This window comes from Sphingobacterium sp. 40-24, from assembly GCF_001899705.1.
Taxonomy (GTDB): Bacteria; Bacteroidota; Bacteroidia; order Sphingobacteriales; family Sphingobacteriaceae; genus Sphingobacterium; species Sphingobacterium multivorum.
In genome coordinates, this window is record NZ_MKWH01000063.1 from 29,390 (window position 1) to 53,060 (window position 23,671).

Genomic DNA, 23,671 nt, shown 5'->3' on the forward strand with positions numbered 1-23,671 from the left:
TGGACCAATGGGATTAAAGTGGAATTTGTGCCTTCTATTTTTTGCTACGATTTGTTGCATTGATGCACAGGCGCAGATACCGGCAACGAAACCCCATAAAATTCGGCTGGAGGGACCCGCGCAGGGTACCCAATTCCATATCACTTACTTCGCTTCCGACAGTCTTGTTAGGCGGTCGGAAGTTGACAGTATCTTAACGGCAATCGATTTGTCGATGTCAATTTACCGCAAAGACTCGAGGATATCCAAGTTCAATACAGATACGGTAATGTCTGTTGTGATGGATAGCCACATGGCTAAGGTGATAAATGCTTCCTTTAAATACCACAAATTATCGAAAGGTCAATTCGATATCACTATTGCCCCGCTGGTCAACCTATGGGGCTTTGGTGCTAATAAGAGCCCGGTGGCCCCGGATTCGGCGACGGTACGAAAAGCGAAGGAACTGGTGGGAATGCACTACCTGAAGGTCAGCGGCAACCGGCTGATTAAAAAGAAACAGGGGATTAAAATCGATGTTAATGGTATTGCACAGGGGTATACGGTAGACGTCTTGGCCGACTATCTCGAACGTAAGGGAATTGCCAATTATATGGTCGAGGTAGGTGGTGAAATCAGGGCTTTGGGAACTCCGCCAGGTGGGCATGGCTTTTCCATTGGTATTGTTCAGCCCGATGGTGAAAGTGGGGAGGAATTGATGACTGCTGTTGCGCAGCTCAATGAAGGGGCGCTGACAACAGCCGGCAGTTTCGAAAAGTTTATTCAATACAAAGGGAAAAAATTGGGTCATCATATTGACCCTGTTTCGGGTTTCCCATACATGACCGATATATTGAGTGTCAGCGTCTATGCGAAGACTGCTATGGAAGCGGATGCACTGGATAATTATTTTATGGGCATGGAACCCGAACAAGTTAAGACAAAGGCCAAAAAATTGAAAGGTGTGGCGGTTTTTGTCATTTTTAAAAATAAAAATCAGTCCATAGAAACGATTTATTCGGATGGATTTGGTAAATTATTTAAAAATTAATCAATTATAAATAAAATGAAGAGATCGGATTTTATTAAAGGTAGTCTTTTGGCCGCGGGGGCAGGACTAGCTGGACAGACTTTTGCGTCTACAACTCAAAATACAGCAAATACGATGGATAAAGGAAAGACATTCAATTTAAATTATGCTCCCCATCAGGGAATGTTCAAAAATCATGCAGGTGATAATTTCCTGGATGAAATTCGGTATATGTATGATTTGGGATTCCGTGGAATAGAAGATAATGGCTATTTGGGTAGAACATTGGACGAGCAGCAGAAGATCGGTGATTTATTAGCGAAGTTAGGCATGACCATGGGTGTATTTGTTGTGGATGGCGGACAAAACTGGATGCCTTCTTTAGCGACGGGTAAACAGGAGTATTTGGACAAGTTTGTCGAAACATGCAAGAAGTCTGTCGAAGCTGCCAAGCGTTGTAACGCAAAATGGCTGACTGTGGTACCGGGCTTTTATGAAAGAAAACTGCCTTGGGGTAATCAGTTCAGCAATATCCTTACTGCGATGCGTAAAGGTGCGGAGATCTTTGAACCACATGGTTTGGTGATGGTGTTGGAAACCTTAAGTGATACACCAGATTTGTTTTTGCAGCAAACGCATGAGACCTATGCTTTATGTAAGGCCGTGAATAGTCCATCCTGTAAAATTTTGTATGATATTTATCATATGCAGCGTACCGAAGGGGATTTAATTGCAAATATGAATCGTTGTTGGGATGAAATTGCGTATATTCAAATCGGCGATAATCCAGGTCGTAAAGAACCGACTACGGGCGAGATCAATTATAAAAACGTATTCAAACACATTCATAGTAAAGGATATAAGGGTATCATGGGGATGGAGCATGGTATTTCCAAGCCTGGTAAAGAGGGTGAGGATCGCTTGGTGGCGGCATATCGCGAGGTCGATAGCTTTTTGTAATATTTTAATAGTGTACTATTGACAATTAGATTTAATTTCTTAAATTGAGCAGGTAAAACCAATTAGTAGTATTGTAAAACACCATTTTTTTTATGATTTCATCAACAATAAAATTTAAACTATCCTTTATGATGTTCCTCGAATTTTTTATTTGGGGGGGATGGTTTGTCACATTAGGTACTTTCTTGAGCAAGAATTTGAATGCAACAGAATTTGAAAAGGCCAATGTATTTTCAACACAATCATTGGGAGCGATTATCGCGCCTTTTATTGTCGGAATGATTGCAGACCGTTATTTTAATGCGGAGCGTATTTTGGGTGTTTTACACTTGGTCGGTGCAGTATTAATGTATCAGATGTATAGCGCAACAGACATGTCGACATTTTATCCGTATGTTTTGGCTTATATGATACTTTACATGCCAACATTGGCTTTGACTAGTTCAGTTTCTTTTCGGCAATTGACCAATCCGGAAAAACAATTTTCAGGAATACGTATCTGGGGGACAATTGGTTGGATTGTTGCTGGTTTAGTTATTAGCTATTTTTGGGATGCAAAAGCATCTGAAGGAGCATTAAAAAATACCTTCCTATTATCGGGTGTTGCTTCTTTAGTATTGGGTATATTTTCTTTTGCATTACCTAAAACTCCACCGGTTAAACTGGACGAAAACGAAAAACCGTCCTTTGCATCAATCATTGGTCTGGATGCGATCAAATTGTTGAAAGACAAAAACTTCTTGATCTTTTTCATTTCTTCGGTATTGATCTGTATTCCATTGGCATTTTATTATTCAAATGCAAACCCTTTTCTTTCTGAGATAGGGCTGGAAAATGCTACTGGTAAAATGACAATTGGTCAGGGATCTGAGGTATTGTTCTTGTTGGCACTCCCAATTTTCTTTACAAGATTTGGCTTTAAGAAAACAATTTTGGTCGGTATGTTGGCTTGGGTAATCCGTTACCTGTTATTTGCTTATGGCAATGCAGGTGAATTGTCGTTCATGTTGTTGATCGGTATTGCATTGCACGGTATCTGTTATGACTTTTTCTTTGTTTCGGGACAAATTTATACGGACAGCAAAGCAGGTGTTAAATACAAATCTGCAGCACAGGGCTTGATCACGCTGGCAACATATGGTGTTGGACAGTTGATCGGTTTCTGGGTAGCGGGTTACGTCGGAGACAAATACAAAGCAATGAAAGCAACAGACCTAGCAGGATTCTGGAATCATACCTGGGTTGTACCTGCAATTATCGCAGCTGTTGTATTTTTTATCTTTTTAGCTTTATTTAAGGACGAAAAGATCGACAGTACAAATGCTGCACACTAAACAGAAAAAATAACTATTTAAAAACAAATAATTAGAAGAGAGATGGCAACAAATACTTATGACGCAATTGTAATCGGTTCGGGGATAAGTGGTGGATGGGCTGCGAAAGAATTGACAGAGAAAGGGCTGAAAACAATTATGCTGGAGCGTGGTCGTAACATTGAACACATTAAGGATTACACTGCGCCAAATAAAAATCCATGGGAATGGCCTCATGCTGGCGGTCGTACACAGAAAATGATCGAAGAATATCCGGTTTTGCGTAGAGATTATCCGTTGAATGAGAAGAACCTGGATTTTTGGGTAAATGAAAAGGAGAGTCCATATACAGAGGTAAAACGTTTTGACTGGTACCGTGGGTATCATGTTGGTGGACGTTCTTTAATGTGGGGGAGACAATCTTATCGTTTGGGCGATTTGGATTTTGAAGCTAACTTAAAAGATGGCCACGGTGTGGATTGGCCGATTCGTTATAAGGATATTGCCCCTTGGTATAGTTATGCTGAAAAATTTGCGGGTATCTCCGGAAATAGAGATGGTGTACCATCTTTGCCAGATGGAGATTACATGCCAGCAATGGCGATGAACATTGTTGAAAAAGACCTCGCTGAGCGTTTGAAAAAGCAATATGGTGGTCAACGTCATTTCATCATGGGTAGAACAGCCAACATTACTGTTCCGCATCATGATCGTGTAAATTGTCAATATCAAAATCAATGTTGGTTGGGTTGTAATTTTGGTGCTTATTTCAGTACGCAATCGGCAACTCTTCCTGCAGCACGTAAAACAAACAATCTAACTTTACGTCCTTTTTCTATCGTAACAAAGATTATCTACGATAAAAACACGAAAAAGGCAAAAGGTGTTGAAATTGTTGATGCTGAAACAAACCAAACGTATGAGTTTTTCGCTAAAGTAATTTTTGTTTGTGCATCTGCATTGAACTCGACTTGGGTGTTAATGAACTCAGCTACAGATGTTTGGGAAGGCGGTCTGGGTAGCAGTAGCGGTGAATTGGGCCACAATTTGATGGATCACCATTTCCGTTGTGGTGCCGGAGGTAAAATAGATGGATATTTGGATAGCTATGTATATGGTCGTAGACCAACAGGCTTGTATGTGCCACGTTTTGTAAATGTAGAAGGTGATACCAAAAAACGTGACTATGTACGTGGATTTGGTTACCAGGGTGCTGCAGGTCGTGGACGTTGGTCTGGTGCTGTTGCCGAGATGGAAGTTGGTGGTGCATGGAAAGATGCGATCTGTGAGCCAGGTGACTGGACTGTTGGTTTTACTGCTTTCGGAGAAACCTTGCCATATCACGAAAATAAAATTACACTTGACAAGAGCAAAAAAGATAAATGGGGCTTACCTGTATTATCATTTGACGCTGAGATCAAGGATAATGAATTGAAGATGCGTGGCGACATGCAAAATGAAATGAAGGAAATGTTGGAAAGCATTGGCGTAAAAGATACCTATACGTACGATAACGTATATGGTTTGGGCCAAGGTATCCACGAAATGGGAACTGCCCGCATGGGACGTGATCCAAAAACTTCGGTATTAAATGGTAACAACCAAGTTTGGGATGCATTGAATGTTTTCGTAACGGACGGTGCTTGTATGACTTCTGCAGGTTGTGTCAACCCTTCATTGACGTATATGGCACTTACTGCTCGTGCGGTTGATTTCGCAGTAAGCGAATTGAAAAAAGGTAACATCTAATAGCTAAAGATTGATAACAATGGAAAATAACTCAAATAAGACGAGTAGAAGAGGTTTTATAAAGAGCGCGGCAACAGCTGCTGCGGCTTTTATGATCGTCCCTCGCCATGTATTGGGCGGAAATGGCTTTACAGCTCCAAGTGACAAATTACAAGTAGCAGGTATTGGTGTAGGGGGTAAAGGTTTTAGTGACATCAATGCATTCCATGATTCAGGAAAAGCAGATCTTGCTTTCTTGTGTGATGTGGACGACCGTCGTGCAGCTGGTGCATTGAAACGTTACCCGAAAGCAAAGTATTACAAAGACTACCGTGAGATGTTGGATAAGGAGCACAAACGTATAGAAGCCGTTTCTGTATCAACTCCAGATCATCAACATGCGATTCAGGCACTTGCAGCTATGCAATTGGGTAAACACGTGTACGTTCAAAAACCGTTGACTCACGATGTATGGGAAGCGAGAGCATTGACGCATGCAGCTAAAAAATATAAAGTGGTTACCCAGATGGGAAATCAAGGTGCATCGAATGATGGACCACGTTTTGTACGTGAATGGTACGAAGCAGGTCTGATCGGTGATGTACATACGGTATATTGTTGGACAGATCGTCCGGTATGGCCTTCAGGTATTGCATGGCCAACAGGCAAGGCCGAAGTTCCAAAAGAATTGGATTGGGACCTTTGGTTAGGTACAGCGCCTTATAAAGAGTATGTGGATAAATTGGTGCCTTTCAACTGGCGCGGCTGGTGGGATTATGGTACTGGCGCATTGGGCGATATGGGCTGTCACTTGTTGGAAGTTCCTTTCAGTACCTTGGGATTGACTTATGTACAGGATGTACAGGCAACTGTAGGATCGGTGTATGTGGATGAATTCAAACGTGGATATTTCCCTGAAAGCTGTCCTCCATCGAGCCATGCGACATTAACATTCCCTAAAACACCACGTACCAATGGTCCGGTGACTTTACATTGGATGGATGGTGGTATTCAGCCTGCTCGCCCGGATGAATTAGGTCCAAACGAAATTTTTGGTGATGGTGGTAACGGTATCTTACTTGTAGGTACAAAAGGTAAAATCCTTGCGGATACCTACGGCCAGAATGCACGCTTGTTGCCGACTTCAAGAAAAGAGCAGGTGGCACAGAAATATGCCCGTGTACCAGGACAAGAAGGTGGACACTACGCACAATGGGTTGAAGCTTGTCAGGCTGGATACGGCAAGAAAGAAGTAAGTTCACCTTTTGAAATAGCAGGTCCGTTGACAGAAGCTTTATTGATGGCTAACCTGGCAATCAGAGGTGCTGATTTACGTATTGATGGTAAATACCCTGGACGTAACCTGAAATTGTTGTGGGATAACGATAACATGCGTGTCACCAACTTTGACAACGTCAATCAATATGTAAAACGTAATTACAGACAAGGTTGGGAAATGAAATATAATTTCTAAAATTAAGATATTTAGTAGTATGAATAGAAGAGAAGCATTACAACGAGTTGCCTTAATTTTAGGAGGTACCGTTATCGGCGCTAATTTATTTTTGGAAGGTTGTACACGCTCAGCAACCAAAGATGTGCAAGCATTATTTGAAGCGAAGACAACTGATTTATTAGGTGACTTGGCTGAAGCAATCTTACCAGCTACCGCAACTCCGGGTGCGAAAGAAGCAGGGGTAGGAAGTTTTATCCCAGTCATGGTTCGCGATTGTTATACGGAGAAGCAACAAAAGGCATTTTTAACTGGTTTTGCGAGCTTAGATGATAAGGCAAAAGAGGTGAAAGGAAAACCATTCCTGGAGCTTTCTGCGGAAGACAGAACGGCTGTTGCAGCTGCTTTGGATAAAGAAGCAAACGAGTTTAATAAAAAGCAAGCTGAAGATCAAAAGGATATTCTGGAGAAGAATAAAGAAAAACAAAATCAATTGTATAATTATGTTGAGAACGATCCACCACATTGGTTTACGATGTTCAAACAATTGACATTGACCGGTTTCTTTAACTCGGAGCTGGGTTGTACAAAAGCATTGCGTTTTGTGAAGATACCGGGAAAATTTGATGGTAACCTTCCTTACAAAAAAGGCGATAAAGCATTTGCATAAACGATGCGCTATGTAAGATAAAAAGGGAGGCCCGTAGCCTCCCTTTTTTTATTGTTTCGCGTTCTTATCTTGTTTTCCCTTTTTATTTTGTTTCTATGGCCAGCGCAAAATGAATGCGCTGCTGTTTGGTCACTGTCATAAAGTAACCCTGATCTGTCGCATCACCATTAATCTCTACAGTATCATTATAGCGTAATTCGCGCAGGTAATTCATCTCTAATGATTTGATTTGATTGGTCAATACAAGCTCAATGGGCAACCTGTCCATACACCAGTCCAGGTATTTTACATTGTTGGCGTGATTGACAATATCCAGATCCGAGAGCTTAACACAATATTCATCAAGATTTTTGACTGTCTGGGAAATATCCAATTTTGAAAATGGCCGTTGTGTTGCGGGACGATCCGGATAGGTGGTAAAATTTTCGGTGGAAATCGCGAGTGTTTCAGAGCTCCGCTTCACGGTATTGATGACAGCCCAATAACTGGTTGCCGTAACATAGATCTGTCCATTGACGGTAATTTCGAAATTCCGTGTTGAGCGTGCGCCCTCTAATTCCTGTATCCAAGTTTTAACCTTGACGATGTCCATCCATTTGGGCAATCGTGCAATCTCTATACGTATGCGGCTAAGTACCCAAGTTTGGTTATGTTTGGCCATTTCTTTAAAACCGAATCCCACAGCATTGGCGTGTTCTCCCGCGGTAAGCTGCAGAATATTGGATAAATCGGAGAAACGAATACGGCCATTAGAATAGCATTGCGTGAAATAAATTTCCCACTCTTTTTCAAAAACAGATTTTTCCATTTACATATTTTTTTGATCAAAAATAGGTAATATGAACGATTTGGGCTATAAATTCAAAATGAAATGACACTATATTTAGATATCTCGTTATAAATGCCTGTTGGGCCTGCCGGTGACCCTCAAAGGGGAGTAGTGTGTCCAAAGTACAATCGTTTTTTTATTGTAAAATAAATGATAGTTTTCAAGGATTTAATTGATTTTTATCATGGGAATCGGTAGATTTAAATAAGCCAATGGCAGAAAGAGATAAAATAAGATTGGCTTTAAAGCGTTATAAGAGTAGCATAACGCAAAACAATAATTTACACATTAAATGCTAGTATTATGGTTGGAGAACTAATAGCTAAAGAGGAAATTCCTCAATTTAAATTTATCCCGGCGAGTGAAGATAAGACAGCGACTTTTATGGATAAATTGAAAGGGGCACTTCGGTTGGGAAATGAGTTTAAATCCAAAACTGAAATCGCCTTTGAGACTGATTCCGGACCAAAGCGTATCGAGACCACCGTATGGTCGTTAACCGATAGATATATTCAGATAAAAAGTGGCGTGTTAATACCACTGAAATCTATTATAGCAATAGACTATTAAATAGACAAACGAAAGGCTCCTCATTTAGTTAAGGAGCCTTTCGCTTTTTAAAAATAGATGCTGATGAAAAGCGCTTCAAAATCCTGTTCCTTCATGAAGAGGACCTCATGCTGAAAGAAATTTCTAGTATGCTTCGCCTGTTAATTCTTTTAGGCGTATTTCGGATACCTTTGCATCATATTGTGCAGTATAGCTCCGAGTCATTACATTGATGTAGTTTAACTGCGCCGTTCTTACTTCCAAAGTTGTGATGGTACCGATACGGAATTTATCCATGGTGATGTTTAGATTTTCTTTTGCCAGCTCCTCATTTTTCCGTTCTACATGAGCCAGTTCCATATTGGTGATGTAGGTTTGGAACAGCGTTCTGACCTGTGCCTGAATATCTTGTTTTTGTTGTTGTATCTGCAGCTCAGAACCTTTAATCTGAAATTTAGCAATCCGTTCGTTTCTATTTTGAAGAAATCCATTGAAAATATTAAGGGAAGCCGATATACCGTAGGTAAGACCTCTATTTTTGTTTTCTGTCGAGAAACCGAGGGAGGAGTGGGATTCGTTCCAGTTGTAACCACTGTTTAATCCAATTTTGGGATAACGTTCGGCCTTAACTGCTTTTAAGTTGAGTTCGGCCACCCGATTGTTGATGATGGCGAGCTGGATTTGTGGATTTTGGCGATCGGCAATTTCGATCAGATTACCAAGTTTAAGATCCGTATCAAGTTTCATTTCATCTTCAACCTGAAAATCCAGGCTCAAGTCGCGTGTCATCAGCTGATTGAGGTAAGTCTTGGTATTTTTGAAGCTTTCCTGCTGTCTGAGTAAGTTTGTCTGATCGGTATTTAAATCGACTTTTGCATTCAGGAGATCCAGCTTGGAGCCTTTTCCGATCTCCAGGCGATTTTCTGCCAGCGTGACGCGGTATCTCGATAAGGTAATGGTGGTATCCAGTGCATTTATCAGGCGCTTTTGCTGCACCAGATTGTAATAGGTTGCCATGACTTCGCTGAGTTGGGTGATCACTTGATATTTGATCTCCGCTTCCCCTTGGCGTTGTATTTCTTTGAAGCGATCGCGACGGGCAAACATACCCAATCCATCGAATATCGTCCAGTTTAGGTTAACTCCATAAGACATGTTGTCGTTTTTTGCATTGGAGATCTGCTGTATTTGACCATCTGCTCTGACCTGTCTGGAGTTCTGGATGGAGTTGCTTCTGTTAAACGTTCCAGTTACTGCCGGAAGCATACCGGCGCTTCCTAAACTGGTATTCTCCATATCAATGTTATTGTCATTTTTAGCTAGGAGAATGTTGAAGTTATTGCTCAGTGTAGTTTTCAGTGCATCTTCCAAAGTCAGTACTTCTTGCGCCCGAGCTTGAAACATGATGGAGTAAAGTAATACTAGTAGGATGAAATTTCTCTTCATGTCTTTATTATTCGTAGCTTTTAATGTTATCAAATTCCGGTCTATGTTTTTTTTGTCTTGACCACATGTAATAGATCGCCGGGATAATGAACAAGGTTAGGATAAGGGAGAATATTGTACCACCAACGATCACAACTCCCATACCAATTCTGCTCGTTGAGGCAGCTCCAAGTGACATGGCAATCGGTAATGCACCCAAGGCAATGGCCAAACTTGTCATTAGGATCGGTCTGAGGCGTGATTCGGCAGAGTGCATAATTGCCTCAAATTTTTCCATGCCTTCTTCACGCATTTGGTTGGCAAACTCAACAATCAGGATACCATTTTTGGTCACTAGACCGATAAGCATAATCGTTCCAATTTGGCTGAAGATATTCCAGGTTTGATCAAATAGCCATAGACTTATTAGTGCACCGGCAACGGCCATAGGCACCGTCAGGATAATGATAAATGGGTCGAGGAAGCTTTCAAATTGGGCCGCCAAGATTAGATATATAAGCAATAAAGCAAGACCAAAAGCAAATAAGGTATTGGAGCTACTTTCAACGAAGTCACGTGATTCACCACTAAGGTCGGTGGTGAAGCTCTGGTCGAGTACCTTTTCTTTTATGCGATCCATTGCTGCAATTCCGTCGCTCATGCTCATGCCTGGCGCCAAGCCAGCTGAAACTGTAGCCGACATGTACCGGTTATTGTGGTAGAGTTGGGGTGGACTGCTTTCTTCCCTGACGCTTACGACGTTATCTAACTGGATAAGCTGACCGATGTTATTACGTACATAAATTGAAGCAAGGTCTGTCGGTGTAGCTCTACGGTCATTTTCAACTTGGCCTATGACCTGATATTGTTTGCCATCACGCATAAAATAGGCGAAACGTTGACCGCTTAACAACAATTGGAGGGACTGTGAAACGTCAAGTACGGAAACACCCAGACTAAGTGCTTTCAGACGATCAATTTCGACATGCAGTTCGGGTTTGTTGAACTTCAGGTTGATATCCGTTGTCGAGAATGCTGGATCGCTGTTGACCTCATTCATAAATTCGGGAATCTTTTCCTGAAGTTTTTCAAAATTCTGTGCTTGGATAATGTACTGAACAGGTAGTCCACCTCTTCGATTCATGGATATCGTTGGCGTTTGCGAAACATTGACGCGTACGGCATCGTATTGTTTTGTCCATTTAGTGAGCTCCTTGGCAATATCGTCCTGTGATTTTTTGCGCTCACCAGGATCAACCAAAGTCATCCGTATACGTCCGGAGTTGACTGAGCTCGCGCCGAAACCCGGAGAGGTAATGTTTAAACTGATTTTGTTTTCAGGAATGGAGTCGTAGACCAATTTGTCCAATTCCTGCATGTAGCGATCCATGTATTCATAGGTGGCACCTTCAGGACCTGTTACATTGACGGAGATGTTACTTCTGTCATCATAAGGCGCTGTTTCCTTTTTAATGGAGGAGAAAAGGATACCAATAATGATAAAACATAGGATCAGAATTGGAAAGCTTATCCATTTGAATTTCATGAATTTTTCCAGAGCCTTGGCATAACCTTTATTCATTTTGACAAACATGGGTTCTGTCCAATCGTAAAACTTCGTCTTTTTGTGGCCACCACCTTTGATCAGATAAGCGTTGAGCATCGGTGTAAGGGTGAGGGAAACAAATGCCGAAACCAATACGGCCGAGGCGATGACGACACCAAATTCCCGGAACAGCCTTCCCACAAAGCCCTGAAGAAATATAACCGGTAAAAATACCGCTGCAAGTGTAATTGAAATGGAAATAACAGCGAAGAATATTTCCTTAGACCCTTTTAGCGCGGCTTCAATTGGAGACATTCCTTCTTCAACTTTCTTGAAGATATTTTCGGTAACAACGATCCCGTCGTCGACGACAAGCCCCGTCGCGAGTACAATAGCGAGTAGCGTCAGTACATTGATGGAAAAACCAAAAATATACATAATAAAGAATGTCGCAATCAAGGATACCGGAATATCCAATAACGGACGTAACGCTATGCCCCAGTCGCGAAAGAAAAAATAAATAATTAGGGTGACCAGTATGATCGAAATCAGGAGTGTCTCGGCGACTTCTTCAACTGATTTTTTAATGAATGTCGTATTATCAGAAGCGATGTTGAGTATAATATCCTGCGGCAGATCTTCTTTGATCTGATCGAGCATTTTATAAAAATTGTTGGCAATATCAAGGTAATTTGTCCCTGGTTGCGGAATAATGGCAATACCGACCAGCTGTTTACCATTACTCACCATTTTTGTTTCGAGATTCTCAGCGTCTATTTCGGCCCGACCAATATCGGTAAACTTGACGATACGGCTGCTGTCGGCTTTTAGAATGATGTTGTTGAATTGCTCGGGGGTAGACAGGTTGCCTATAGTTTTTACGGTGAGCTCGGTTGTGTTTCCGACAATTTTTCCCGAAGGTAATTCAACATTCTGATTATTTAATGCCGTACGAATATCTGAGGCAGTGATACCATAGGCAGCCATACGGTCAGGATTGAGCCATAGCCGCATGGCGTAACGTTTTTGGCCATAGATCTGTGTGCTGCTGACGCCGGGGATGGTTTGTAACCTTTCAGAAATCACATTTTCGGCGTAGTCGCTCAGCGACAGTTTGTCGCGTGTCTCACTTTGCAATGTCAACGTAATAATGGGATCGGAATCCGCATCGGCTTTGGATACCACCGGTGGAGCATCAATATCCTGTGGTAGGCTTCGGACGGCTTGGGATACTTTATCCCGGACATCATTTGCGGCTTCCTCCAGGTTCTTTTTTAAATCAAACTCGATGGTAATATTGCTGGATCCCTGGTTACTCGAAGAAGAGATGTTACGAATACCATCGATCGAGTTTATGGCCTTCTCTAGTGGCTCGGTAATCTGAGATTCAATGATATCAGGATTGGCACCGGCATAATTTGTTCTGACAGAAACAATGGCGGGGTCAATGGAGGGGTATTCGCGTACGCCCAGAAAACTAAAACCAATATAGCCAAACAAGATGATGGTAATATTGACGACAATAGTTAAAACAGGGCGTTTAATAAAAACTGCAGATAAATTCATGTACAACTAGTTAGCTAATGATACCTTAACTTTTGCTCCATCTTTTAAAGACAGGACGCCCGTGGTTAAAACGGTGTCGCCGGCACTGATGCCAGATAGAATAACGATGTCCTTGTCGGTACGTGCACCTGTTTCAACCTTCACTTCCTTGGCGAGGCCGTGCTGTAGTACAAAGACCTTCTTTCCGTCCTGTACGGGAACAATAGCTTCTGTAGGAATGGATATCGCATCGTTTTCCACTTCGATCGGCACAATAACGTTAACAAAGGATCCGACTTTCAATTTGCCCTGATCGTTCGTCGCTCTGGCGCGGACAGTGAGTGTTCTGGTGTTAAGTGATACTTGTGGTTCAATAGCGTAAATGTTTGCTGTAATGATCGTTGGGTCGTTGGCTACACTGAACTCAATGGGCATATTTATTTTAACTATATTGCTGTATTTTTCGGGCACTGCAAAAGTAACTTTGACAAGATTGTCCTTCACTAAATTTGTAATCAGGGTACTGGATGAGACAATGGCACCTACGGAAATGTTCCGAAGTCCAATCATGCCACTAAAAGGGGCGCGGATGGTTGTTTTGGATATTTGTGCCTGAATCAACTGGATCTGTGCTAAGGAGGTTTTTAAGGCTGCACTGGCAATATCAAACTCTTCCTGACTGATTGCTCCTTTTTGCAACAGCAGTTTGGCCCGACGTTCATTTTCGGCATTCAGCTGATTTGTTGTTTGCGCTTGTCTTAATTGTGCCTGCAGCTCAATATCATCGATCTTGATCAAGGGCTCGCCCTGTTTGATGCGCTGTCCTTCAGAGAAATAGATTTTGGTGATTCGACCACTTACTTCACTTCTGATTTCAACCTGCTCTTCTGCGTCAATGCTTCCCGAGAGATTAATGGATCTATCGGCGACGGAAGATTTGGCAATGATAGCCTGTGCGGGGACGGGCATATCTTTTTTTCCATTGGGCTTATCAGCTTCTTTTTTATCTTTTTTAGCAGTTATCAGAAAGTATCCACCTCCAAACACAGCACAGGCCAAAAGGAGGTAAATGATCGATTTTTTATTCATACGATATAGTCTCTTATGTACTTTTTACATTTAACAGGTAAATATAGGTTTATTATTATGCCGATATCAGTTGTCAAAAGGATTTTACAATACCACGAAAACTTTGCAAATGGACAGCGAAATGGACGAGCGCGAATGGTTGGAAATAAAAAAAGCTAGAAATAACTTTCTAGCTTCCTGTTTACTATTTCTTTGATTTTGCTTTTGGTTGGACTTCTTTTGGAGCCTCTTGTTTTACTTCCGCCTTGATTGCAGTTTTCGATACATGTGGTCTTCTTTTTCCAAAAGAACCATTCGATATTTTTCCTCTTCTGGTCTTGATGTCACCTTTTCCCATAGTGTGAAATATTTTGGTTTTAACAAATTTTATTAATTACCTAAATATACCACATTCTTTTTAGATATTCAATTTGTTCATTTTTAAATGATTGGAAAAATACGTTTTTGAACAGTTATGGTGAAATTTTGGTTAATGGTGTCGAAAAATAAATTATTGACCGGCTTGTTTTCGGCGACCAAATAGGGGATCTCTACTATTTTGTTCTTTAACTTGAGACGGTAGTAGCCGTATAATAAACCTTTGGTCGTTTGAATTGATTCGATTTTCTGAACGGCTTCTATGTCCTTAAACATGTTAAAAGCATAATTTTCTCCTTTGAGCTGTTCAATAAAAACTTCATTGGTTTTGGCATTGTACCAGATTTGCTGGCTTTTGAGCTTACTAAAGTGGTTGTTGAACAGAAAAAGATAACCCAGCAGGAAAAAGGCAATCGGAAGCAGGAACAGGACAATTTTTATCTTCATGAACAGCAAGACGGTGATCAAAATGAGGACAACCCCCATCATGGCGTTGGAAACGCTCTTCTTTAGATTTGCCTGGATGACCGGAGATGAAGCTTCAATCAACTGAAAACCTGATTTTAAATTTCTGGACATATCCTCGGTAAACCCAAATAGATTGAATTTTTTGCGTATCACCAGATAAGCAATAAGAATAATAAGTCCAATGATCAAAAACCGCATATTTTTCTAATATTGTTCGTCTTCGTTCGGATACTGTACCGCTTTTACTTCGGCCACATAATGAGCTACTGCAGTTGTGATCTGTTCGTGCAAATTAGCGAAATGACGCATAAATTTTGGTTTGAAATCAGCATTCATACCCAGCATATCGTTAACCACAAGGACTTGTCCATCGCAATCCGGTCCAGCTCCAATACCAACTGTTGGAATCACCAATTTTTCGGTAACTGTTTTAGCTAATTTTGCAGGTATCTTTTCCAAAACAATGGCAAAACAGCCCGCCTCCTGTAAAGCGAGGGCATCGTCTATTAATTTAGCGGCTTCTTGTTCTTCTTTCGCCCGCACACCAAAATTTCCAAATTTATTGATGGATTGGGGAGTCAAGCCCAGGTGTCCACATACAGGGATGCCTCCGGCAATGATTTTTTTGATGTTTTCGATGATTTCAAGACCTCCTTCTAGTTTCAATGCGTGCGCACCTGATTCTTTCATCATGCGTACAGCTGCATTGTAGGCCTCATTGGCGGAGCCCTGATAAGATCCAAATGGCAAATCTGCTAATACCATGGCACGTTCGGTACCTCTAGCAACGGCAGCGGCATGGTAGATCATATTATCTAGGGTGATAGGCAAGGTAGTTTCGTAGCCAGCGAATACGTTAGCAGCAGAATCTCCAATTAAAATAACGTCAACACCGGCTTGATCGACCATTTTGGCCATGGAGTAATCATAGCTTGTAAGCATAGAAATCTTTTCCTGACGTTCTTTCATGGCTTGCAGCATTGCTGTGCTTACTCGTTTCATTTCTTTGTTTACAGACATCTTAACTTATATTGTGTGTTCAAAAGTAAGCTTTTTATCATACATTGACCAATATTCTGCCTTGTGTTTTGTATTTTTGCAGAATGATACAAAATGAGACTCGTCTATTTAAATTCCCCAAATTTTCAGAATTAATCATCCATGAGGATGAAAATTTGATCGTTATCAATAAACCGCCGTTTGTCGCTTCGTTAGATGAACGTGAGGGAGGGGAGGTCAATATTCTTCGTTTGGCGAAGAAATATCATCCTGATGCACAGGTGTGCCACCGCCTGGATAAAGAGACCTCGGGTATTTTACTAATTGCAAAAAATCCAGAAACATACCGTACAATCTCCATTGCATTTGAAAAAAGAAAAGTGAATAAGGTTTATCATGCGGTCATAGGAGGTACACATACTTTTCAGGACTTGCTTGTCGATTTACCCATCTTGAACCAGGGCAATAAAAACGTATCTATTGACCGTGCAAACGGTAAACCGGCCGAGACCATCTTCAATTCGATCAAATACTATAAGAATTATACTTTGGTGGAATGTAAACCTATTACAGGACGTATGCACCAAATCCGTATTCACCTCGCCACACAACATGCCGCTATCGTGGGGGATGACATGTATCGCGGTAAACCTGTGTATTTGTCCCAAATTAAGAAAAGGGGATATACATTGTCCAAAGATGAAGAGGAGCAGCCTATTATAAAACGATTTGCACTCCATTCAAAACAGGTTGAATTTGAGTTGAATGGAGTTAAGATGGCTTTTGAGGCACCTTATCCAAAGGATTTTGCGACCTTATTGAAGCTGTTGGATAAGTTCGATGCTTAATACCGGGATTGCCTAATGAGTCCAAAGACAAGAAACATCATCGGAAACGTTGTATTTGTACTGCTCATCGGTTTGTTGATCTGGCCAACAAGTAGAAGTTATTTTCAGCAATTTTTAATGAAATTGGGTTTTTTCAACCCTAAACTGGAGCTTGTTTCAGCTACTAAAGAATCCGACAGGCGGGCTCCAGAGGCTTCATTCAATCATGTCTCCTTTGTCAATTCGCGGGGAGAAACAATCGAGGTGGCGGATCTGAAGGGAAAAGTGGTCTTTATTAATTTTTGGGCAACCTGGTGTGCTCCCTGTCGTGCCGAAATGCCTTCGATCAATGTACTCTATGAGCGGTATAAAGATGACCCAAATATGGTGTTTTTAATTGTGGAGATTGAAGGCGACAGGGCTAAGGCTGAGGCTTTCATGAAAGAACAGCAGTTGACCCTGCCAATTAGTTTTCCAAATAGCGATATTCCAAAAGAATGGCTCTCGGGGCCGATTCCATCAACGGTAATATTGGACAAAGCGGGTAAGATCGCGACACGGCATGAAGGTATGGCGGATTATTCAAGTCCGGATGTAGGCAAATTTATGCAAGATTTAATCAATAAATAATTTTTAAGATCTCTAAATATAGTATGACAAGAGCAGAACTTATTCATCAAATAAAAGCGAAACGCTCATTTCTATGTGTCGGACTCGATACAGACCTCACCAAAATCCCGGAGCATCTTTTAGATGATGAGGATCCGATCTATAGCTTTAATAAGGCTATCATAGATGCAACAGCTGATTTATGTGTTGCCTATAAGCCTAATATTGCGTTTTATGAATGTTATGGCATTAAAGGCTGGCAGTCGCTTCAAAAAACCTGGGCTGCGTTGCCAAAGGATTGTTTCAGTATTGCTGACGCAAAAAGGGGCGATATCGGTAATACGTCGGGACGTTATGCGATGGCATTTTTTGATGAAAAGACGTCTGGACTTGGATTTGATAGTATTACTATCGCACCTTATATGGGGAAGGATTCGGTGACACCATTTTTGGATTTTAACGATAAATGGGCAATCGTACTTGCGTTGACATCAAATGAAGGTAGCCTGGACTTTCAAAATTTTGAAAACAAAGAAGGATTGCAATTGTTCGAACAGGTGATCGATAAAGTCAATACTTGGGGTACACCTGACAATTTGATGTATGTGGTCGGAGCAACACGTGGGGAGGGCTTTATTAAAATTAGAGAACATGCACCAGATCATTTTTTATTGGTTCCAGGAGTGGGGGCACAAGGCGGCTCGCTTGAAGATGTTTGTAAATTTGGTATGAACAAAGATTGCGGGCTTTTAGTAAACAGCACAAGGGGAATTATCTATGCCTCAAACGGACGTGATTTCGCTGAAAGGGCACGGGAGGAAGCGCTGATTCTACAGAAAGAAATGGAAGTAGAACTGTTAAAAGCAGGCATTATTTCCTGATTTGACATTTAATAATTCATTCGTAATACTTACCTTTGCAGCATGCCAGAAAAAATTATAATTCTAGACTTCGGGTCTCAATACACACAGTTAATCGCTAGACGTGTCAGAGAACTAAATGTGTATTGTGAGATACACCCGTTCAATAAATTGCCAGATTTTGACGATACCGTAAAAGGTGTTATCTTTTCGGGAAGTCCTTATTCTGTTAGACAAGAAGATGCACCACAAATTGATTTTGTTGCTATTCAGGATCGTTTCCCACTTTTAGGAGTTTGTTACGGAGCGCAATACATTGCTCAAAAATCAGGAGGTGAAGTGTTGCCGTCTGAAATTCGTGAATATGGTCGTGCAAATCTGCAGTTTGTCAATAGCGAGAATGAATTATTGGCAGGAGTACCCATTCAATCGCAGGTATGGATGTCACATGGAGACACCATCAAAGAAGTTCCTGCAAATTTTGATATTATTGCAAGTACGGATAAAGTGCGCGTTGCAGCTTATCAAGTAAAAGGCACCCGTACCTATGGTATACAATTCCATCCGGAAGTAACACACAGTACAGATGGTGCTATCTTATTAAAAAACTTTGTTGTAAACATTTGTGGTTGTGCACAGGATTGGACACCAGACGCATTTGTTGAAACAACAGTATCCGCTTTGAAAGAACAATTGGGTGACGATCACGTTATCATGGCTTTGTCAGGGGGCGTAGATTCGACAGTAGCAGCGGTATTGTTGCACCAAGCAATTGGAAAAAATTTACATTGTATTTTCGTAGATCATGGTCTGCTTCGTAAAGATGAATACGAGCAGGTATTGGATTCTTACAAAAATATGGGGTTAAATATTAAAGGAATAAATGCCAAGGATTTATTTTATGGTAGATTAGCTGGGATCTCTGAACCAGAAGAGAAACGCAAAATCATTGGTAATTCATTTATTGATGTTTTTGATGAAGCTGCAAAAGAAATCCAAAAGGAATTACCTGAGGGAATTGAAGCGAAATGGTTGGGACAAGGCACAATTTACCCAGATATTATCGAGTCGGTTTCAGTGAAAGGACCTTCAGCAACAATCAAATCACACCATAACGTTGGTGGTTTACCTGATTTTATGAAATTGAAAGTCGTAGAACCACTTAAAACGTTGTTTAAAGATGAAGTAAGAAGAGTAGGAAAAGCTTTAGAAGTGGATCAGGCAATTTTAAGCAGACATCCCTTCCCTGGACCAGGTTTGGCAATTCGTATTTTAGGTGATATTACGCCTGAGCGTGTACGTATTGTACAAGAGGCTGATGCGATCTTTATCAATAATCTGAAGGAAGCTGGCTGGTACGATAAAGTATGGCAAGCTGGTACAATTTTCTTGCCAGTGCGTTCTGTAGGCGTGATGGGTGACGAGCGTACTTACGAGCATGTTGTTAGCTTACGCGCAGTTGGTTCTCTTGATGGAATGACTGCGGATTGGATACATTTACCATATGACCTGTTGGCAAAAATTTCAAATGAAATTATCAACCATGTGAAAGGAATAAACAGAGTTGTATATGATATCAGTTCAAAACCGCCCGCTACAATTGAGTGGGAATAAAATATGGGTTGCGGCACTTGTAGCATTATGCCTTGCAAGCTGTACAACCAAAAAAAGCACAGTATTGCGTTCGCCTTCCTCTGGTCAAGGCGAACAGCAAACTGCTGTGACTAAACCGGCTGTTGACAAAGAAACGACGATTGCCAAAGTGGGCGATGTGCAAAATGTCAATGGGCACGCCGTGAAGAATAATCGAATAGCACTACTATTGCCATTTGAGTTAAGTGGTATTGCCGGTACAATTACAAAAGAAGATGTGCAGCGTTCTTCCCTGGCACTTGATTTTTATCAGGGGTTTCAGTTGGGCCTTGACAAAATTGCCAAAGAGGGCGCTTTATTTGATTTACAAGTAATTGATTCTCGAGACAATGTTGCCTATAATGCGACCTTGGGGACAGCGGTCAATGTGAAGGATGCCGTACTTGTGGTGGGCCCGGTGTATCCACGTGAGATAAAAAGCTTTGGGCAAACATTTGCAAATAAGAATGTGCTGCAAGTTTCTCCCTTGGCGGCCACTATGGCTTCTGAATTTAGCTTACCTAATTTGGTTTCCATAACACCTTCTATTCGAACACATTCCGAGACATTGGCGAAATATGTTGCTGATCAATACTATACGGGTGATCAAATATTAGTATACGATGCCGGTGACGATGAAAGCAAACAGTTTCTAGTTAATTTTGTTAGCGAAATTTCAAAAGCCAATGCACAGGCAAAAGTGAAAACGGTTTATAATCTTGCTGAACTGGATAATAGTCTTGTCTTGACCGGTTCAAATCATATTGTAAGTGGTACAGCCAATAAGAATCTTGTTAAAGCTTTATTGGATAAGATGGACGAACGCTTTTTGAATCCAGGTAATCAATTTAAGTTGTATGGACATCCAAACATGGCTAAGCTTTCGTATGAGAATTTCGAAAATATGGATTTTTATGGACTTACTATTACTTCTTCCAACTTGGTGAATGAGAGTGATAGTGATACCCGTAAATTTATTGGAAATTATAAATCGGCTTATAAAGTGGACCCGTCTGAATTTTCTTATAAAGGTTATGACGCGGCGTTGTATTTCGGTCGATTGATCCACAAATATGGCGTAGATTATGTTAGCCGAATGACGCAGGATAAGTTTTCGGGATTGAATAGCGATTACAAATTTGAATTTTATCCAAAATGGGGCTATGCCAATAGAGCTTTGGGTATGATGGTTTATCACAACAAAAAATTTGAAAGAAAATAATCTTTGAATGGCGGAATTCAGTGAAAGACGTGTTCATCAGCAAATACGTAATTTTGAGCGGGCAATGGATGGTTTTGAAGCGGATCAACCCTTTTCGCGTTATTTGACTACTTTTTTTAAGCTGAATAAGCAAATGGGATCATCCGATCGCAAGGCTACTTCCCGTTTATGTTATAATTATTTTCGTCTGGGAACGGCAGCTTCGCAGCTGTCACAACAGCGTAGATTGGTGCTTGCGGAATTCCTGTGTGAACACGAAAGCCCCTTGGTGGCTCTTTTTGAGCCTTCGTACAGCGATAAGATCCAGCAACCACTGAAGGACAAAATTGCATTTCTGGAATCAGAAGGCGTTTTTAACCTGAATGACCTCTTTCCATTTACGGATCATATTTCTGATGAGATCGACATGGTACAATTTTTAGAGAGCCAGTTGATCCAGCCTTATTTATATATTCGGGTGAAACGCGGAAAGACAAAAGTCGTGTGCGCTATTTTGGATAACAATCAGATTCCTTATTCCATGATTGGCGATCAGACTATTGCCTTGAATAATGGAACATCTTTGCAGCGATTTGATGTGTTGGATGGGATGATAGAAGTGCAGGATCTTTCTTCACAGCGCACGTTGGATTATATGGATCCAGCTGAAAAGGAATCCTGGTGGGATGCGTGTGCAGCTTCTGGTGGCAAATCTCTCTTATTGATGGATGATTGTCCGACTGTCAATCTTTTGGTATCCGATGTTCGCATGAGTATTCTCCGAAATCTCGATGAACGTTTTGACCGTGCCGGAATAAAGCATTACCGAAAGAAAATACTCGATCTTACCAAGGATACCTTTGCAATTCTTGGGAGCGAACGATTTGATGGGGTGTTATTGGATGCGCCTTGTACAGGATCGGGGACTTGGGGGCGTACACCAGAAATGATTAGACAGTTTCGGGCTGCTAAGATTGGCGAATTCAATGCACTACAAAAAAATATTGCAAGTAATGTAGTAGGACATGTTAAGGTGGGCAAGCCTTTGATTTATATAACCTGCTCCATTTTTAAAGCGGAAAATGAAGATGTTGTCAATTACATTGTGGATAATTTTGGTTTTGAAATCGAACGCATGGACTATTTGAAAGGTTATGAAGAGAAAGCGGATAGTATGTTTGTGGCGCGATTGATTAAAAGGTAATTTTCAGAAGCAATAAAAGCAAAAGGCTATTTTTTCATTGGAAAAAATAGCCTTTTATATGTAGAAATCATTTAGTATCAGTCACATTTACTGGGAATAACGAGCACAGGGCAAGTTGATTTGCGAATGACTGACTCGGATACGGAACCAGAAATGAAATGGTCAAAGCCAGTCCGTCCATTGGTCCCCATAATAATAAGATCGGCGGACCACTCATGGGATGCCGCCAGAATTTCTTCTTTAATGGATCCGATTCGATTAAAAAGATAAACTTCGCCTGCACCTGTAAACTCGCGGCTTATTTTCTCAAGGTATTTTTGTGCATTATCCTGTTCCATTTCCGATACTTCCGGAACAATGATAGGTTGCTGACCTAATAGTGGATCCGCGCCAAAGTTGGCCGGAGAAGTAGGGGGAACAACAGTGACAAGCGCTATGGAGGCTCCAAATACTGCGGCCATTTCTTTGGCATATAGTATCGCCTTCTCTGAGCATGGTTCGTCGTCGACAGCGACGAGTATCCTTTTGAATTTTGAGTTTGTATTGTCCATTTCTACTATAATTAATTTATCTTCGTCATATAATATATAATCACATTTTTGACGATTTTGTTTTGTTTAGCACATGAAATATGGTATTTGTACACTAGCTCTCGTTCCGTTACGTTCAGAACAGGCACACCACAGTGAAATGGTTTCTCAGGTATTGTTTGGAGAACTTTTTGAGATCCTTGATGAACAGGCCGATTGGACCTCAATACGTCTATTGGAAACGGACTATTTGGGTTGGATTCAAAACGGACAGTTTCAGGAATTAAACGACTTGGATAGGCAACATTATCTGAGTGGAAAACCTACTATCGTTGGACGGGAGGGTGGAGTTCTTTTTACCGATACAACACAATTTCAGCTCTGTCATGGTACCAAGCTTTATCTAAATACAGGGAATACCTTCAATTTATCGCCATTGACATTAACGTATCAAGGTAGTATCAATACCTTTACCAAAGAGCAATTTGAAACCGAGGTGGTGCGATTGGCCTTAAGTTATAAGGACGTTCCTTATCTATGGGGTGGACGTTCACAATGGGGAATTGATTGCTCCGGTTTCTCCCAATTGATTTATAGTTGCTTTGACCTTTCATTACCTCGCGATGCTTACCAGCAGGCGGAGATGGGGCAGACAGTGGATTTTGTTTCGGAAATACGGGTAGGGGATTTGGCTTTTTTCGATAACGCCGAAGGAAGGATTACCCATGTAGGGATTATGCTGGATCGCGATACGATTATTCACGCTTCAGCGAAAGTGCGTGTCGATCGGATGGATACGGAGGGCATTTTTAATACTGAACAGAACCGTTACACCCACAAACTACGGATTGTTAAACGGTATACATGA

General features: G+C 41.2%; 22 protein-coding genes. 14 read left to right on the forward strand and 8 right to left on the reverse strand.

Going from position 1 to position 23,671, the window contains the following annotated elements:
- The first annotated feature begins 7 nt into the window (after positions 1-7).
- From BGP15_RS23580 to BGP15_RS23605, 6 genes are all read left to right on the forward strand, one after another.
- Positions 8-1,030, forward strand: coding sequence for an FAD:protein FMN transferase (locus tag BGP15_RS23580; protein ID WP_286770839.1), 1,023 nt, complete (start codon positions 8-10; stop codon positions 1,028-1,030).
- A gap of 15 nt (positions 1,031-1,045) precedes the next feature.
- Positions 1,046-1,969 (forward strand): hydroxypyruvate isomerase family protein, encoded by a 924-nt coding sequence (locus tag BGP15_RS23585; RefSeq protein WP_070561137.1) that lies wholly within the window; start codon positions 1,046-1,048, stop codon positions 1,967-1,969.
- A 95-nt stretch (positions 1,970-2,064) separates the two neighbouring features.
- The gene (locus BGP15_RS23590; protein ID WP_070561211.1) at positions 2,065-3,303 is read left to right on the forward strand and encodes a nucleoside permease; all 1,239 of its coding nucleotides are present in this window, start codon (positions 2,065-2,067) and stop codon (positions 3,301-3,303) included.
- A gap of 42 nt (positions 3,304-3,345) precedes the next feature.
- Positions 3,346-5,031 carry a GMC oxidoreductase gene (locus BGP15_RS23595; protein WP_070561136.1) on the forward strand — a complete coding sequence of 562 codons (1,686 nt, stop codon included), beginning with the start codon at positions 3,346-3,348 and terminating at the stop codon, positions 5,029-5,031.
- A 19-nt stretch (positions 5,032-5,050) separates the two neighbouring features.
- Positions 5,051-6,484 carry a Gfo/Idh/MocA family protein gene (locus BGP15_RS23600; RefSeq protein WP_070561135.1) on the forward strand — a complete coding sequence of 478 codons (1,434 nt, stop codon included), beginning with the start codon at positions 5,051-5,053 and terminating at the stop codon, positions 6,482-6,484.
- 19 nt (positions 6,485-6,503) lie between these two features.
- On the forward strand, positions 6,504-7,133 hold the full coding sequence (locus BGP15_RS23605; RefSeq protein ID WP_070561134.1) for a gluconate 2-dehydrogenase subunit 3 family protein: 630 nt from the start codon (positions 6,504-6,506) through the stop codon (positions 7,131-7,133).
- Positions 7,134-7,215: 82 nt separating this feature from the next.
- On the opposite strand, the gene BGP15_RS23610 is transcribed toward BGP15_RS23605, so the two are convergent.
- A complete protein-coding gene (locus BGP15_RS23610) occupies positions 7,216-7,941 on the reverse strand; it encodes an acyl-[acyl-carrier-protein] thioesterase (RefSeq protein WP_070561133.1) in 726 nt (241 codons plus the stop codon).
- Between the two features lie 324 nt (positions 7,942-8,265).
- On the opposite strand from BGP15_RS23610, the gene BGP15_RS23615 reads away from it, so the two are divergent.
- Positions 8,266-8,532 (forward strand): hypothetical protein, encoded by a 267-nt coding sequence (locus BGP15_RS23615; protein WP_172462508.1) that lies wholly within the window; start codon positions 8,266-8,268, stop codon positions 8,530-8,532.
- Positions 8,533-8,655: 123 nt separating this feature from the next.
- Here the strand turns inward: BGP15_RS23615 and BGP15_RS23620 are convergent, their stop codons facing one another.
- From BGP15_RS23620 to panB, 6 genes are all read right to left on the reverse strand, one after another.
- Entirely contained in the window at positions 8,656-9,957 is a 1,302-nt protein-coding gene (locus tag BGP15_RS23620) for a TolC family protein (RefSeq protein WP_286770840.1), read from the reverse strand.
- 7 nt (positions 9,958-9,964) lie between these two features.
- Positions 9,965-13,048 carry an efflux RND transporter permease subunit gene (locus tag BGP15_RS23625; protein ID WP_204991110.1) on the reverse strand — a complete coding sequence of 1,028 codons (3,084 nt, stop codon included), beginning with the start codon at positions 13,046-13,048 and terminating at the stop codon, positions 9,965-9,967.
- 6 nt (positions 13,049-13,054) lie between these two features.
- Positions 13,055-14,116: an efflux RND transporter periplasmic adaptor subunit gene (locus BGP15_RS23630; protein WP_070561130.1), complete on the reverse strand. Its 1,062-nt coding sequence runs from the start codon at positions 14,114-14,116 to the stop codon at positions 13,055-13,057.
- Positions 14,117-14,300: 184 nt separating this feature from the next.
- A complete protein-coding gene (locus tag BGP15_RS23635; protein WP_070561129.1) occupies positions 14,301-14,453 on the reverse strand; it encodes a 30S ribosomal protein THX in 153 nt (50 codons plus the stop codon).
- A gap of 83 nt (positions 14,454-14,536) precedes the next feature.
- Positions 14,537-15,139 carry a hypothetical protein gene (locus tag BGP15_RS23640; RefSeq protein ID WP_070561128.1) on the reverse strand — a complete coding sequence of 201 codons (603 nt, stop codon included), beginning with the start codon at positions 15,137-15,139 and terminating at the stop codon, positions 14,537-14,539.
- A 6-nt stretch (positions 15,140-15,145) separates the two neighbouring features.
- Complete coding sequence (gene panB / locus BGP15_RS23645; RefSeq protein WP_070561127.1) at positions 15,146-15,961, reverse strand: 3-methyl-2-oxobutanoate hydroxymethyltransferase; 816 nt, start codon at positions 15,959-15,961, stop codon at positions 15,146-15,148.
- A gap of 83 nt (positions 15,962-16,044) precedes the next feature.
- Between panB and BGP15_RS23650 the strand changes: the two genes are divergently transcribed.
- Genes BGP15_RS23650 through BGP15_RS23675 form a run of 6 tightly spaced genes read left to right on the forward strand, consistent with a single transcriptional unit; the run spans position 16,045 to position 22,273 of the window.
- Entirely contained in the window at positions 16,045-16,788 is a 744-nt protein-coding gene (locus tag BGP15_RS23650; protein WP_286770841.1) for an RluA family pseudouridine synthase, read from the forward strand.
- Positions 16,789-16,803: 15 nt separating this feature from the next.
- Positions 16,804-17,397 carry a TlpA family protein disulfide reductase gene (locus BGP15_RS23655; RefSeq protein WP_286752076.1) on the forward strand — a complete coding sequence of 198 codons (594 nt, stop codon included), beginning with the start codon at positions 16,804-16,806 and terminating at the stop codon, positions 17,395-17,397.
- 23 nt (positions 17,398-17,420) lie between these two features.
- Positions 17,421-18,257 carry an orotidine-5'-phosphate decarboxylase gene (gene pyrF, locus BGP15_RS23660; RefSeq protein WP_112376356.1) on the forward strand — a complete coding sequence of 279 codons (837 nt, stop codon included), beginning with the start codon at positions 17,421-17,423 and terminating at the stop codon, positions 18,255-18,257.
- A 42-nt stretch (positions 18,258-18,299) separates the two neighbouring features.
- A complete protein-coding gene (guaA, locus tag BGP15_RS23665; RefSeq protein WP_286770842.1) occupies positions 18,300-19,850 on the forward strand; it encodes a glutamine-hydrolyzing GMP synthase in 1,551 nt (516 codons plus the stop codon).
- Positions 19,807-21,090, forward strand: coding sequence for an ABC transporter substrate-binding protein (locus BGP15_RS23670; protein ID WP_286770843.1), 1,284 nt, complete (start codon positions 19,807-19,809; stop codon positions 21,088-21,090). The genes guaA and BGP15_RS23670 overlap by 44 nt, the downstream gene beginning before the upstream one ends.
- Before the next feature lie 7 nt (positions 21,091-21,097).
- Positions 21,098-22,273 (forward strand): RsmB/NOP family class I SAM-dependent RNA methyltransferase, encoded by a 1,176-nt coding sequence (locus tag BGP15_RS23675; protein ID WP_286770844.1) that lies wholly within the window; start codon positions 21,098-21,100, stop codon positions 22,271-22,273.
- 77 nt (positions 22,274-22,350) lie between these two features.
- On the opposite strand, the gene BGP15_RS23680 is transcribed toward BGP15_RS23675, so the two are convergent.
- Positions 22,351-22,824, reverse strand: a complete 474-nt coding sequence (locus BGP15_RS23680; protein WP_046672897.1) for a universal stress protein — start codon at positions 22,822-22,824, stop codon at positions 22,351-22,353.
- A gap of 73 nt (positions 22,825-22,897) precedes the next feature.
- On the opposite strand from BGP15_RS23680, the gene BGP15_RS23685 reads away from it, so the two are divergent.
- Positions 22,898-23,671 (forward strand): C40 family peptidase, encoded by a 774-nt coding sequence (locus BGP15_RS23685; RefSeq protein ID WP_286770845.1) that lies wholly within the window; start codon positions 22,898-22,900, stop codon positions 23,669-23,671.